Origin of the sequence: Undibacterium sp. SXout20W (assembly GCF_049340285.1) — a bacterium.
GTDB lineage: Bacteria > Pseudomonadota > Gammaproteobacteria > Burkholderiales > Burkholderiaceae_D > Undibacterium.
Genome location: NZ_JBMPPH010000009.1, coordinates 1 through 13,788, shown reverse-complemented (window position 1 = coordinate 13,788; position 13,788 = coordinate 1). Strand labels below are relative to the sequence as shown.

The 13,788-nt window shown below is 45.5% G+C and carries 12 protein-coding genes and 2 pseudogenes; 8 read left to right on the top strand and 6 right to left on the bottom strand.

Going from position 1 to position 13,788, the window contains the following annotated elements:
- Positions 1-278: 278 nt before the first annotated feature.
- From ACO0K1_RS07030 to nth, 3 genes and pseudogenes are all read left to right on the top strand, one after another.
- A complete protein-coding gene (locus ACO0K1_RS07030) occupies positions 279-1,514 on the top strand; it encodes a polyhydroxyalkanoate depolymerase (protein WP_423024115.1) in 1,236 nt (411 codons plus the stop codon).
- An 88-nt stretch (positions 1,515-1,602) separates the two neighbouring features.
- A pseudogene (gene rsxB / locus ACO0K1_RS07025) lies at positions 1,603-2,316 on the top strand (electron transport complex subunit RsxB); the annotation flags it as partial.
- Positions 2,313-2,960 (top strand): endonuclease III, encoded by a 648-nt coding sequence (gene nth / locus ACO0K1_RS07020; RefSeq protein WP_423024113.1) that lies wholly within the window; start codon positions 2,313-2,315, stop codon positions 2,958-2,960. The pseudogene rsxB and the gene nth, both read left to right, overlap by 4 nt.
- Before the next feature lie 24 nt (positions 2,961-2,984).
- On the opposite strand, the gene ACO0K1_RS07015 is transcribed toward nth, so the two are convergent.
- Positions 2,985-3,566 (bottom strand): malonic semialdehyde reductase, encoded by a 582-nt coding sequence (locus ACO0K1_RS07015; protein ID WP_423024111.1) that lies wholly within the window; start codon positions 3,564-3,566, stop codon positions 2,985-2,987.
- A 154-nt stretch (positions 3,567-3,720) separates the two neighbouring features.
- Here ACO0K1_RS07015 and ACO0K1_RS07010 point away from each other — a divergent pair, with 154 nt between their 5' ends.
- Positions 3,721-4,149 (top strand): DUF1841 family protein, encoded by a 429-nt coding sequence (locus tag ACO0K1_RS07010; RefSeq protein ID WP_423024109.1) that lies wholly within the window; start codon positions 3,721-3,723, stop codon positions 4,147-4,149.
- 102 nt (positions 4,150-4,251) lie between these two features.
- Here the strand turns inward: ACO0K1_RS07010 and ACO0K1_RS07005 are convergent, their stop codons facing one another.
- Entirely contained in the window at positions 4,252-4,617 is a 366-nt protein-coding gene (locus ACO0K1_RS07005) for a c-type cytochrome (protein ID WP_423024107.1), read from the bottom strand.
- 15 nt (positions 4,618-4,632) lie between these two features.
- Positions 4,633-4,956, bottom strand: coding sequence for a c-type cytochrome (locus ACO0K1_RS07000; protein WP_423024105.1), 324 nt, complete (start codon positions 4,954-4,956; stop codon positions 4,633-4,635).
- Between the two features lie 333 nt (positions 4,957-5,289).
- Between ACO0K1_RS07000 and ACO0K1_RS06995 the strand changes: the two genes are divergently transcribed.
- Positions 5,290-6,153 carry an AAA family ATPase gene (locus ACO0K1_RS06995; protein WP_423024262.1) on the top strand — a complete coding sequence of 288 codons (864 nt, stop codon included), beginning with the start codon at positions 5,290-5,292 and terminating at the stop codon, positions 6,151-6,153.
- 172 nt (positions 6,154-6,325) lie between these two features.
- On the opposite strand, the gene acs is transcribed toward ACO0K1_RS06995, so the two are convergent.
- Positions 6,326-8,320 (bottom strand): acetate--CoA ligase, encoded by a 1,995-nt coding sequence (gene acs, locus ACO0K1_RS06990; RefSeq protein WP_423024103.1) that lies wholly within the window; start codon positions 8,318-8,320, stop codon positions 6,326-6,328.
- Between the two features lie 534 nt (positions 8,321-8,854).
- Between acs and ACO0K1_RS06985 the strand changes: the two genes are divergently transcribed.
- Both ACO0K1_RS06985 and murI read left to right on the top strand, forming a co-directional pair.
- Entirely contained in the window at positions 8,855-10,372 is a 1,518-nt protein-coding gene (locus ACO0K1_RS06985; protein ID WP_423024101.1) for a fumarate hydratase, read from the top strand.
- Between the two features lie 89 nt (positions 10,373-10,461).
- Entirely contained in the window at positions 10,462-11,346 is an 885-nt protein-coding gene (gene murI, locus ACO0K1_RS06980) for a glutamate racemase (protein ID WP_423024099.1), read from the top strand.
- A 140-nt stretch (positions 11,347-11,486) separates the two neighbouring features.
- On the opposite strand, the gene ACO0K1_RS06975 is transcribed toward murI, so the two are convergent.
- Positions 11,487-12,680, bottom strand: coding sequence for an aromatic amino acid transaminase (locus ACO0K1_RS06975; RefSeq protein ID WP_423024097.1), 1,194 nt, complete (start codon positions 12,678-12,680; stop codon positions 11,487-11,489).
- Between the two features lie 570 nt (positions 12,681-13,250).
- Between ACO0K1_RS06975 and ACO0K1_RS06970 the strand changes: the two genes are divergently transcribed.
- Complete coding sequence (locus tag ACO0K1_RS06970; protein WP_423024095.1) at positions 13,251-13,700, top strand: hypothetical protein; 450 nt, start codon at positions 13,251-13,253, stop codon at positions 13,698-13,700.
- Here the strand turns inward: ACO0K1_RS06970 and ACO0K1_RS06965 are convergent.
- A pseudogene (locus tag ACO0K1_RS06965) lies at positions 13,673-13,788 on the bottom strand (IS30 family transposase); the annotation flags it as partial. The gene ACO0K1_RS06970 and the pseudogene ACO0K1_RS06965 overlap by 28 nt on opposite strands.

Genomic DNA, 13,788 nt, shown 5'->3' with positions numbered 1-13,788 from the left:
CTCTAATAAGATAAAACTGCAGCGTTCATGCTATACAATACGACCGAGAATTGTACTTTAATTAATGCATTTAACATTCATTTACATAGCAAAAGATATACAGTTACACCAGAAAACACAAAATTTCTGTAACTGGTTTATGATGCAATGCAATACATGCTAACAACAGTTACAAAAACTATCAGATTTATCGATAATATCGTTGCCAAAAAAGTTACTTACAGACAATAAGTTAATCATTAAACCGGTTTTCCGTCTTTTTCAAGAAAGATGTCAACATGCTCTACCAATTACACGAACTAAACCGCGCCTTCCTTAACCCAATGACACAATGGGCGGAGGCGTCTTCAAAATTATTTACCAACCCTATTTCTCCGCTCGCGCACTCACCGTACGCACAGAGAATAGCCGCTGGTTACGAATTAATGTTTCGGTTGGGCAAAGACTACGAAAAGCCAGAATTTGGCATTACGACGACGACCATTGATAAACAAGTCGTTGAAATTGCACAAACGACTGCAGTCATCAAACCTTTTTGTAAATTATTACATTTCAAAAAAGTATTGAGTGATAAAGATGCAGCAAAACTTAAACAACCTAAAGTTTTATTAGTGGCACCCCTCTCCGGACATCATTCCACATTGCTGCGAGATACTGTACGAGGCTTGTTACCGCAGCATGACGTCTACATTACGGACTGGACGGATGCCCGCATGGTACCTTTGTCAGAAGGTGCATTCCACTTACATGACTATATTTACTACGTCCAGGATTTTATTCGCTTACTGGGTCCGGATGTCCACGTTATTTCTGTTTGCCAACCAACAGTGCCTGTATTAGCAGCAATCGCATTAATGGCCACCGACAATGATCCCAAATTGCCAAAAACGATGACAATGATGGGCGGGCCAATTGATCCTCGCAAATCACCAACGCAAGTCAATAATTTAGCGACTGAGAAGAAATTCTCATGGTTCGAAAATACCGTTATTTATAGCGTACCAGCAAATTATCCGGGTTACGGTCGCAAAGTGTATCCTGGCTTCTTGCAGCATACGGGGTTTGTTGCCATGAATCCTGATCGCCATGCACAAAGTCACTGGGACTATTACCAACACCTGATCAAGGGTGACGACGAATCTGCCGAACAACATCGCAAATTTTACGATGAATACAATGCGGTATTGGATATGCCAGCCGATTACTACCTTGAAACGATTAAAACAGTTTTCCAGGAATTCCGCTTACCAATGGGAACCTGGGAAGTAGAAGGCAAGCTGGTTCGTCCACAAGATATTAAAACCGTTGCTTTATTCACCGTTGAGGGTGAATTGGACGATATCTCTGGCCCAGGTCAGACTCAGGCAGCACACGATCTGTGCAGCAGCATTCCAGCCAGTATGAAACAAGATTTCATCGCCCCGGGTTGCGGCCATTATGGCATTTTCTCCGGCCGACGCTGGCGCGACATCATTTGCCCGAAAATTGGCGATTTTATTAAGAAGCACGCTTAATACTGGCGATTCATGCTCCACAAAACCGCTTTCTGAGGAAAGCGGTTTTTTTATTTGTTGTTCATAAAAATTACGAGGATAATTCAGCGTTTGTGATGTTAATTTAAAGTTCGCCGTGTCTAACACTCTCGCAGTACAAATTGAAAATATCCTACCGCAAACCCAATGCACGAAATGCGGTTACCCGTCATGCCATCAATATGCCGAAGCGATTGCCAATGACAATGCCAACTACAATCAATGCCCACCAGGAGGTCAAGAAGGCGTAGCACGTCTCGCCAAGCTGCTGGCTAAGCCAATTCTGCCTTTAGATACGTCGCATGGTGTTGAACGCCCCAGACCGGTCGCCGTTATTGAAGAAGCATTTTGTATCGGATGCACCCTATGCATTCAGGCCTGCCCGGTCGATGCAATCGTCGGCGCCCCCAAGCAAATGCACACTGTCATTGCCGAGCGCTGCACTGGATGTGACCTTTGTGTAGCACCTTGCCCTGTCGACTGTATCGAAATGATACCAGTCACCAAAGAAAAAACGGGGTGGTCAGCCTGGAGCGAAGAGCAAGCAGTCCACGCAAGACAACAATATGAGTTCAGAAACCAGCGCCTGCAACGAGAAAAGCAAGAAAACGATCAACGTTTAGCCGACAAAGCCGCTGCGAAACTTAAAGCCCTGGAGCAAGAACCTGCACAAAGCGAAGATGAAATTCAGCAAAAAGAACGCAAAAAAGCCATCATCTCTGCAGCCATTGAACGTGCACGCTTAAAAAAACTACAAGCTGAATCCGGAGATAAGTCAGTATGAACGCCACAAAACGTTACGCCATTTTCACCCGCTTGCAACAAGAAAACCCGCACCCTACAACGGAGCTTGAATACACCACGCCGTTTGAACTCCTGATTGCCGTACTGCTATCAGCACAAGCGACTGATGTATCAGTGAACAAAGCAACTCGCTTATTGTATCCGGTCGCCAATATGCCAGCGAGCATCTACGCGTTGGGTGTGGACGGTCTGATCCCATACATTCAGACGATAGGTTTATTTCGCACCAAGGCAAAAAATGTGATTGAAACCTGCCACCTCATTTTGACAGAACATGATGGCGAAGTACCACGTGACCGAGAATCGCTAGAAGCCTTACCTGGTGTTGGCAGAAAAACAGCAAATGTCGTGATGAATACCGCATTTGGCGAACCAACGATTGCGGTTGACACCCACATTTTCAGAGTCTCCAACCGGACTGGCATTGCGCCTGGAAAAAACGTCGATGTCGTCGAACAAAAGCTAATGAAATTTGTACCGAAAGAATTTCAGCAAGATGCGCATCATTGGTTAATTTTACTGGGGCGCTACACCTGCATTGCCAGAAAACCGAAATGTTGGAATTGTATGATCGCCGACTTGTGCGAATACAAACAAAAAACGCCCTTACCGGACAACGTGTAAGAGCGTTCGTGCGAAAACTGGCGATTAAAGGATTTTACATGCCTCGTCAAAACTCAAACGTGGTGAACGAGGGAATAATTTTTCAGCATCCCCATAGCCAAGGTTGCAGATAAAATTAACTTTGACACTCGTACCAGCAAAGAAAGTCGCATTCACTCGCTCTGGATCAAAACCCGACATAGCTCCACAATCAAGACCAACTGCGCGGGCAGCCAGCATGAAATAGGCCCCCTGCAACGATGAATTGCGGAATGCGGTCGCGTCAATCACAGTTTGATTACCGACAAACCAGGAGCGCGCGTCAGCGTGCGGAAATAGAGTGGGCAATTGATCATAGAATGCCATATCCATACCAATAATTACGGTGACCGGGGCTGTTTTGGTCTTTTCGATATTACCTTCAGCCATACAGCTCAGTAATTTTTCTTTTTCAGCAGGACTGGTTACAAATACAAATCGGGCGGGCGAGGCATTGGCAGAAGTCGGGCCCCACTTCATCAAATCGTAAATTTCTTGCAGTTGTGCCGTGGTTACAGGCTTATCCAGCCATCCATTATGCGTACGAGCATCTGTAAACAAGGTATTGAGAGCGTCTTTAGTCAACATAAGATTCCTTATCGCATTCTAGTTTTAATAATCGCAGCATCATAACCGAAGTCACCGAAAACGTCTGTAGCGTAAAACTGCCGAAATCCGCAGCAAGCAAAGTCAATTCCTTTTACAATACACGCCTTTGCGCTACGCTTTTACGATTGTCTTTATGTTCACCCCAAGTCAGCACGACGTTCGACGTTTTTTTTGCGATGCTTACCGCAAAATCCACGCTCACGAAATTTTAACGCCGCTCGAAGCAATCGCATCGGACTGGATTCGTCAACATCCGGAATACGACCCAGATCTGAAAGACGTCAATGCCGCATTAGAAGCAAATTACAGTGTCGATCAGGGGCAAACCAACCCTTTTTTGCATTTGTCCATGCACTTATCGATCGCAGAACAAATTTCTGTTGATCAGCCGCGTGGCGTCAAAGCGGCTTTTCAGTTACTCGCCAATAAGTTTAATTCAGAACATGAAGCGCATCACCAGATCATGGAATGTCTGGGCGAAATGATCTGGAACTCACAAAGAACTGGCTTACCTCCCGATGGACAGGCCTATATTGAAGCCTTACAACAACGCTGTCGATAAAAAAACCACGCACCAGGCGTGGTTTTTTATCGTATTGTTTTATCGTATTGTTTTATCGGATTATTTTATCTTATTAATAACAACGATCAAATCATCGAAAGCTTATTTTTGCAACACCAGTGTCCCTGGCAAACTATGCAAATAAGCGGCAACATCGACGATATCAGTATTCGATAGAGCCTTGGCTTGCGCGCCCATTGTTGCATTGCCACGACCATTTGGGCCATCTATACCGCGTTGATACCCCTTCAGCGCTTCGACTAAATAGTCAGCATGCTGTCCAGCCAATTTTGGATAGCTTGGATCAATCGGTGATTTAAAGTCTTTACCGTGACAAGACGCACAGTTATTTTTCTCGACGATCGCTTTACCATTTTCAATGTTTCCAGCAGCGGATGCGCTGGCGGCAAACAAAGATAAAACAGTTGCCGCAGTTGCCATCGTTACAGTTAAGGTAACTTTTTTCATATCCAGCTCCTATTCTTATTTTTGTTGTGAGTAGTAAGCCGCTAAATCAGCAATATCCTGATCCGACAAGCTGCCGGCAACGCCACGCATGGATAAGTGTTTGCGATCCCCTTTACGGTAGGCTTGCAAAGCACTTTCAATATATTTAGCCGATTGCCCACCAATCATTGGCACCTGATAGACCTCAGGAAACGTTGCCTTATAACCAGGAATGGCATGACAGCCTATGCACATCGCAATTTTTTTATCAGCAGCATCTTTCGCATTGCCAACAACTTCTGCTGCGACTGCAGCTTGAGCGAGACTCGCCAGGGCGAGGATTGCAAACAATTTTTTCATATGAGCGAATTGAATTAAACAAACAGAACAATGAAGACAACACCTTGATACCGCGCACCATTTTATATGATCAATATCAATTGTGCGTAAAAAACACGCGTAAAACTAGTAATTTATTCCGCATCTGACAACACTTTTGCATGATGCTGGTAAAAAATAGTAACGACCTGCCGTTGGATTTTGCAAAAAATAGAACAGGCGTTCACGAAATGGCAGATTCTGGCTTATACTCAAGTTCGGATTAATTTTACTTGCCTTACGCATTTGCAGAGCGGCACACAATTTGATTTATTAATGAAGCATTCGACCAACCCTACTCTTAATAAACCCACCATGACGCAGGAAACCACCACTCTCCGTTTTGATGGCGCCGACAATTATGTCGCCACCGATGACCTGAAACTCGCCGTCAATGCCGCGCTTAAACTACAACGGCCGCTTCTGATCAAAGGCGAACCTGGTACTGGGAAAACCATGTTGGCAGAGGAAGTCGCTGCCGCACTGAATATGCCTTTAATGCAATGGCACATCAAATCGACCACCAAGGCGCAACAGGGTTTGTATGAATATGACGCGGTTTCCCGTCTGCGTGACTCGCAACTAGGCGATGAGCGAGTAAAAGATATCCATAATTACATCGTCAAAGGTGTGTTATGGCAGGCATTTACTGCTGATGAGCCCGTCGTCTTACTGATTGATGAAATCGACAAAGCGGATATTGAATTTCCGAATGACTTGCTGCGCGAACTGGACAGAATGGAGTTTTACGTCTACGAGACCCGTGAGATGATCCGCGCCAAGCATAGACCGCTGGTGATCATCACATCGAACAATGAAAAAGAACTACCGGACGCTTTTTTACGCCGTTGTTTTTTCCACTATATCAAGTTTCCAGACAAAGAAACGATGCAGAAAATCGTCGATGTTCACTTCCCTAAACTGAAGGCGGACTTATTGACACAAGCTTTACAAACGTTCTACGAAGTCCGGGATGTAGCAGGCTTGAAAAAGAAACCATCGACGTCGGAGTTTATCGACTGGCTTAAACTCTTACTGGCTGAAGACATTCCTGCTGAAGCCTTACGCAGTAAAGACAATAAAGCAATCGTGCCGCCATTGCATGGTGCACTGTTAAAGAACGAACAAGACGTACATTTGTTTGAACGCCTGGTATTTATGTCGCGCACCAATCGCTAATAACTTGAATAACACGAATAACACGAATAACACGATTGATAGCCGAGAATAATCGCCTTACATCAAAAAACAATGGCATCAACCGACAAAGGTGATGCCATTGTTTATCTAATGATGCGCAACTTATTAAAAAATAAGTTGCGCATCATTGAAACCTTAAAACCCTATCGAATTACAAAGGTTGTTTCAATTGTTCCAGAATTGCCGGATTCTCTAATGTCGATATATCCTGGGTAATTGTTTCGCCTTTTGCCAAGACACGCAGCAGACGACGCATGATTTTTCCGGAACGGGTTTTTGGCAAGTTGTCACCAAAACGAATTTCTTTAGGTTTGGCAATCGGGCCAATTTCTTTGGCAACCCAATTACGCAACTCGGTAGCAATTTGTTTGGCTTCATCGCCAGTTGGACGACTGCGTTTCAACACCACAAATGCGCAAATCGCTTCGCCAGTCGTATCATCAGGCTTACCAACTACAGCCGCTTCGGCAACCAATGGGTTTGCAACCAAAGCTGATTCGATTTCCATCGTGCCCATGCGATGTCCGGAAACATTCAACACGTCATCAATACGGCCAGTGATCGTGAAATAGCCAGTATCTTTATTGCGGATCGCACCGTCGCCGGCAAGGTAAACTTTACCGCCAAACTCTTCTGGGAAATAGCTCTTCTTGAAACGTTCAGGATCACCCCAGATAGTACGAATCATCGACGGCCAAGGACGTTTCACAACCAAAATACCACCCTGCCCGTTCGGTAAATCGTGGCCTGTTTCATCGACAATCGCTGCCATAATCCCCGGCAATGGCAATGTGCATGAACCCGGCACTAATGGTGTCGCACCTGGCAACGGCGTCATCATGTGACCACCCGTTTCAGTTTGCCAGAAGGTATCCACAATCGGGCAATTACCGCGACCAATATTGTTGTGGTACCACATCCAGGCTTCTGGATTGATCGGTTCACCAACAGAACCCAGCAAGCGCAATGACGACAGGTCGTATTTAGATGGATGAACATTCGCATCCGCATCAGCAGCTTTGATCAATGACCGGATCGCTGTTGGCGCAGTGTAGAAAATAGTTGCTTTATGTTTTTCTATCATGTTCCAGAAACGACCGGCGTTCGGGAAGGTTGGGATGCCCTCAAACACGATTTCTGTCGCCCCGACAGCTAATGGTCCGTAGGTAATATAGGTGTGACCTGTCACCCAGCCGATATCTGCAGTACACCAGAAGACGTCAGAAGGTTTAATATCGAAAGTCCACTTCATGGTCAAGATTGCCCACAGCAGATAACCACCTGACGAGTGCTGTACGCCCTTAGGTTTACCCGTAGAACCAGAAGTATAAAGAATGAACAGTGGATGCTCTGCACTTACCCATTCTGGCTCGCACACATCAGACTGGCCCTCTGCCAGATCATGCATCCATAAATCACGACCAGCAGCAACGTTGATTGCGCCGCCTGTACGTTTATAGATGACAACATTGCGGACTTTTTCGCAATCACCCAACGCTAAAGCCTCATCAACAATCGCTTTCAATGGCAGATGTTTGCCACCACGAACTTGTTCATCAGCGGTAATAACAGCAACGGCACCAACGTCCACAATCCGTTCTTGTAAAGACTTCGCGGAGAAACCGCCAAACACTACGGAATGCGTCGCACCAATACGGGCGCAGGCTTGCATTGCCACGACACCTTCAACTGACATCGGCATATAGATAACGACACGATCACCTTTACCGATGCCAAGCGACTTCAAACCATTCGCAAATTGACATACTTTTTGATGTAAGTCTTTGTAGGTAATTTGCGTGACTTCACCACCGTCTGCTTCAAAAATCACGGCAACTTTATCGCCATTGCCTTTTTGCAAGTTAACGTCCAGGCAGTTGTACGACACATTGAGCAAGCCATCTTCAAACCATTTGTAAAGAGGTGCATCAGTTTCGTCTAGCGTTGTTGTAAATGGTTTATGCCAATGCAAATTTTCGCGCGCCAATTTTGCCCAAAAGCCCTCGTAATCGTCTTCAGCAGATTTGCAGAGGGCGTTATAGGCATCCATGCCAGAGATCGTTGCTGTAGCTGCAAATGCTGCTGGCGGCGGGAAAATTCGGGATTCAGCTTTAACTTCGGTGCTATCGGTTGTTTGGTCTGTCATGGTTGTCTCCGTCTTGTTTTCAATAAATAAAATCGTTAAAGCTTGAATTTGGTCAGGCAAAATTCAGTACCATAAAACTGGACATGCAAACCTTAATCCCAGAGACTTACTCAAGCCTTACGGTTTCGTGCACCTCTTTCGCCACTAATTTACACACAATTACAAAAAACAACGTCATCGACGATGTTGCATTTGGTCAAAAAGACCATGGCTTGGTCGCCGCAACTTAGTTTGAGACCTTGTTGCCGTTTTGCGTCAGTTTGGCACAAGAAATGCAATACCAAAATAATACCATTACATCACCACTAAAATATCAGTAAAAAAGCAGAATCACACGAGTTTATGACACAGATGTAAAATAATGTTTTTTGTGACCTGATCCTACCCCCGCAACAGCAGACGTGAGTTATGCTCTGCAAAATGAACCACAAACGCGATTTATTGTGTGTTTTTGAGCGCATTGCTAACCCGGTTTTGTTCTGACTGCTGCATTCACAAAGTAACCAGTTTTCATCACTAGCCAAGAGCCACAACATGACAGTCATCAAACAAGACGATCTGATCGAATCGGTAGCAGCAGCGCTACAGTACATTAGTTACTATCACCCAGCGGATTACATCGCCCATCTTGCACGCGCCTATGAAGCGGAACAAAGTCCCGCAGCCAAAGATGCTATTGCCCAAATTCTGACTAACTCGCGCATGTGCGCGGAAGGTAAGCGTCCGATTTGCCAGGATACTGGCATCGTCAACGTTTTCCTCAAAATTGGTATGGGCGTTCGTTTTGAAGGCTTCTCAGGATCCATCATCGATGCCGTTAATGAAGGTGTAAGACAAGGCTACAATTTTGCTGAAAACAAGCTGCGCGCTTCTATCGTTGCCGATCCACAGTTTGAACGTAAAAATACCAAAGACAACACACCTGCTGTCGTTCATATGGAACTGGTGCCTGGCAATACAGTTGACGTGAAGGTGGCCGCCAAAGGTGGTGGCTCTGAAAACAAGACTAAGTTTGTCATGCTCAATCCATCGGATTCTCTGGTCGACTGGATCATGAAGACAGTGCCAACCATGGGTGCTGGCTGGTGCCCTCCCGGTATGCTGGGTATCGGTATCGGTGGCACCGCAGAAAAAGCCATGTTGATGGCCAAAGAGTCCTTAATGGACGACATCGACATGTACGAACTCAAACAACGCGGCCCGCAAAACAAAACTGAAGAGTTACGGATTGAGTTGTGCGACAAAATTAACGCGCTTGGCATTGGTGCGCAAGGCCTCGGTGGCTTGACCACTGTGTTGGATGTCAAAATCAATATGTATCCAACCCACGCTGCATCTAAGCCAGTCGCCATGATTCCAAATTGCGCGGCAACTCGCCACGCACATTTTGTACTCGACGGCTCAGGTCCGACCTATATCGAGCCACCTAAATTATCGGATTGGCCAGAAGTTCACTGGACACCAGATACAGAAAAATCAAAACGCATCGACCTCAATACCTTGACGAAAGAAGAAGTCGCCTCTTGGAAACCGGGTCAGACCTTGCTGCTGAACGGCAAAATGTTGACAGGTCGTGATGCGGCACATAAGCGCATTCAGGATATGTTAGCGAAAGGCGAATCTCTGCCTGTCGACTTTACCAACCGTGTCATTTATTACGTTGGTCCAGTTGATCCTGTACGTAATGAAGCGGTTGGTCCAGCTGGCCCGACAACTGCAACTCGTATGGATAAATTCACTGACATGATGCTAGAAAAGACCGGCCTCATCTCGATGATCGGCAAGGCAGAACGTGGACCAGTAGCGATTGAATCGATCAAAAAACATCAATCTGCCTACCTGATGGCGGTTGGTGGTGCAGCTTATTTAGTATCAAAAGCAATTAAATCAGCAACCGTTGTTGGTTTTGCTGATCTTGGTATGGAAGCGATTTACGAATTTGATGTCGTCGACATGCCAGTCACCGTTGCAGTGGATTCCCAGGGAACTTCAGTACACAATACTGGCCCCAAAGAATGGCAAGCTAAGATAGGTATTATTCCCGTCAATTAACCACCGCAGCATTACTCTTAATCTGTAAAAATCTGGGCTCTTCTGACCTTGTTTTTGATGAGCCCAGCCCGGAAAAGGAATAGCCCACTATGAAGTCTGATCGTTTTGCGCCTGTAGGGGTGTTTGATTCTGGGATCGGTGGCTTGTCGGTACTGCAGCACATTCGCCATATACTGCCGCACGAGTCGTTGATTTATTTTGCTGATTCGGCATTCGCTCCCTACGGAGAAAAGTCGGAAGCCGATATTACGGAACGCTGTATTGCAATTACAGAATTTTTATTACAACAGCGGATTAAAGCCTTAGTCGTCGCTTGCAATACCGCGACGGCAGCTGCTATCAACGCATTACGCGAACGCTATCCTGATTTGATTATTATCGGCATGGAGCCTGGCTTAAAGCCTGCAGCCAATCTGAGTCTCAATAAAGTTGCCGGGGTAATGGCGACGCAGTTCACTTTGCAAAGTGAAAAATTCAAAAAATTACGTCAGCAAATCAGTGTTGAAACTGCCGTAACATTTGAAGAGCAAGCCTGCGTTGGCTTGGTTAATCAAATTGAAAAAGGCGAATTGCGTTCCATTGCAACTTTAAAATTAATACGTAATTACGTCACCCCATTATTGCAAGCCCGCGCCGATACGATCGTGCTTGGTTGCACCCATTATCCATTTGTGACTCACCTGATTGAACAGGTCATCAAAGAATTCCAGGCAGAAAACGCCGCAAGTAGCGGAGCCGATACTAGCGCAGTGCAAGTCATTGATACCGGGCTCGCTGTTGCACTACAATTGCAGCGCCTGCTTGAACAATCGAGCTTATCCTTATTGGCAATTCAGCGGCCACCCACGATCACGGCCTATACGACGAGCAGCAAGTCCAGCTTACGTAATGCGTTTAATCATCTGCTTAAAATACCTGACTCAGAGGTACAGATTTTTACTATCGCCGAGGTTACCCCGGCAATGGCAAGTTAAGCAGGCGGAAACACAAAACTCGCTTCATGATCCAGCCACATTGGCGACATTAGCAACATTAGCAACATTAGCAACATTAGCAACATAAAAAAAGCGATGCCTGCAGCATCGCTTTTTTTGCTCAGAATATCAGGTTAACATTAACCCAATACTGCAGCCATCGCATTGGCAGTCGCCTCAACGTTGCCAGTATTCAAACCAGCGACGCACATACGGCCAGAACGTACCAGATACACACCGAATTCTTCTTTCAGAAGATCACATTGTTCGGCACTCAAGCCCGTGTAGCTAAACATGCCTCGCTGGGTCAGGAAGTAACTAAAATCACGACCTGGCAATTTTGCACTCAACACGTCATGCAATTTACGACGCATGGTTTGAATGCGATCGCGCATCGCAACAACTTCTGCTTCCCACATTGGGCGTAGCTCTGGGTCATTCAATACACGGGCAACCAACTGGCCGCCATGCATAGGTGGATTGGAATAATTGCGGCGGATTGTTGCTTTCATCTGGCCTAAAACATTCACAGCCTGCGCAGCATCAGGGCATACAACACTCAATGCACCACAACGCTCACCGTACAAACTCATGCTCTTTGAGAATGAATTAGCAACCAGGAAGCTCAAACCTTCATCAGCCAACAAACGAATCGCGTAAGCATCTTCTTCAATACCATCGCCATAACCTTGATATGCCAGATCCAGAAATGCGATAAGTTCGCGCTCTTTCAATACAGGCGCCAAAGCTTGCCATTGGGCTTTCGTCAGATCGACACCGGTCGGATTGTGGCAACATGCATGCAACAACACGACGCTGTGCTTCTCGGCAGCTTTCAGTGCTTCCAGCATTGCATCAAAGCGCAAACCACCAGTTGCAGCGTCATAGTATGGGTATGTCTTAACGGTGATGCCGCAACCTTCGAATACAGCGCGGTGGTTATCCCAGGTTGGGTCACTCACCAGCATGGTTGAGGTCGGGAAATAACGTTTAATAAAATCGCCGCCGATCTTTAAACCACCGCTGGAACCTACCATCTGCATCGTCACAACACGACCCGCCTTGACCGCTGCACTATCTTTGCCGAACAATAATTCTTGCACGGCGGTACGGAAATTCGCTGCGCCTTCCATCGGCAAGTAAGGACGCGCGCCTGCATCCGCAACGACTTTATGTTCAGCAGCACGTACTGATGGCAACATAGGAATCTTGCCAGCATCATCAAAATAAATACCAATCGACAGATTGATTTTATTTGGACGTGGATCTTTGCCAAATGCTTCATTCAGAGACAAGATAGGATCGCCAGGATAGGCTTCGACGTGCTGAAACATGATGAAACTCCAGTAAGTTGGATAAGAAATCGCGGCATTGACATTGCCATTTAAACAAAATAACAATGCAAAAATGCTTAAAGCGCTATTTTGACACACTCAAGAGCAAATAAAGGATACACCTCGTGTTTTTACTTAGGTCTAACTGTATCTAAAACGGTGAAGAGTCAATTCCTTCAATCTGCATTTCTGCCGAACAAAATAATTTCATCATGGCAAATTTATTATTAATTTCAATATTGCAGCACATTCACATTAGACAAATTAGCTAGATCAGATAAGCCACTGAATGACGAAACAAGGGCCACCTACGGTGTTTACTTTATAATTCGACATTGCCAAGCACACAACGAACGTTTGCAGTAGGCCATCAGAAACCACATCCAATATAGTTATTACTTATCAAGTTTTAAATGCGTGTTCCCGCGCACATGGCTCCAATGCGAGCTGAGAAGCCCTTTGGAGTTATGGGGAATTGGTGCTTCGCGGCATCGGGGGCATTCACTATTCGTCTTAAATTTAATAAATTTAATTTTTCATGGAAAGTGCCAAATACGAAGAATATTAATATTGGTTGCAACTCTAATTTCAATAATCTCTTTGCCCCCTGCCACAGCGGGGGAAACATTCTCTGGTGCATGTGAGATTGGTTTAAGATCAAAAGCCAAAAAAATAAAAAATATTGAATGTGGGACTGCCATTTTTGAATTAAGCCAAAACGGAGGGCAAATTGTTGGTAGCCACTCAATGGCAATCCCAGGTTGTGAACGGATAAACGAAGGCGATGAAGGCACAGTTGAAGGTGTCGTCATAGGCCAAACGGAAGTGCTAGTTATTACGAGTGGTAGAAACGGCGCCATTGTTATGGGAACTGCCAAATTAATAGAGAATTCGTTAGAATTGACTACGTTGGATGAGATTAAAGCTGGCGGTCCTACCAGCGATTCCCCATTAATTTTGGACAATGGAATGCTCTCAAAAAAATGGCGGATTCAATTTCGAAGTGCAACCACATGTTGATGCGATTGTAACTGCTTCATAAATACTTGGTGCGGCGTTTTGAAGCCGAGACATTTTCTGGGACGATGATTTAAGCTGTTCATCGCCC

Coding starts and splice junctions, on each gene's coding strand:
- ACO0K1_RS07030 (WP_423024115.1), top strand. CDS start 279: ATGCTCTACCAATTACACGAACTAAACCGCGCCTTCCTTAACCCAATG.
- nth (WP_423024113.1), top strand. CDS start 2,313: ATGAACGCCACAAAACGTTACGCCATTTTCACCCGCTTGCAACAAGAA.
- ACO0K1_RS07015 (WP_423024111.1), bottom strand. CDS start 3,566: ATGTTGACTAAAGACGCTCTCAATACCTTGTTTACAGATGCTCGTACG.
- ACO0K1_RS07010 (WP_423024109.1), top strand. CDS start 3,721: ATGTTCACCCCAAGTCAGCACGACGTTCGACGTTTTTTTTGCGATGCT.
- ACO0K1_RS07005 (WP_423024107.1), bottom strand. CDS start 4,617: ATGAAAAAAGTTACCTTAACTGTAACGATGGCAACTGCGGCAACTGTT.
- ACO0K1_RS07000 (WP_423024105.1), bottom strand. CDS start 4,956: ATGAAAAAATTGTTTGCAATCCTCGCCCTGGCGAGTCTCGCTCAAGCT.
- ACO0K1_RS06995 (WP_423024262.1), top strand. CDS start 5,290: ATGACGCAGGAAACCACCACTCTCCGTTTTGATGGCGCCGACAATTAT.
- acs (WP_423024103.1), bottom strand. CDS start 8,320: ATGACAGACCAAACAACCGATAGCACCGAAGTTAAAGCTGAATCCCGA.
- ACO0K1_RS06985 (WP_423024101.1), top strand. CDS start 8,855: ATGACAGTCATCAAACAAGACGATCTGATCGAATCGGTAGCAGCAGCG.
- murI (WP_423024099.1), top strand. CDS start 10,462: ATGAAGTCTGATCGTTTTGCGCCTGTAGGGGTGTTTGATTCTGGGATC.
- ACO0K1_RS06975 (WP_423024097.1), bottom strand. CDS start 12,680: ATGTTTCAGCACGTCGAAGCCTATCCTGGCGATCCTATCTTGTCTCTG.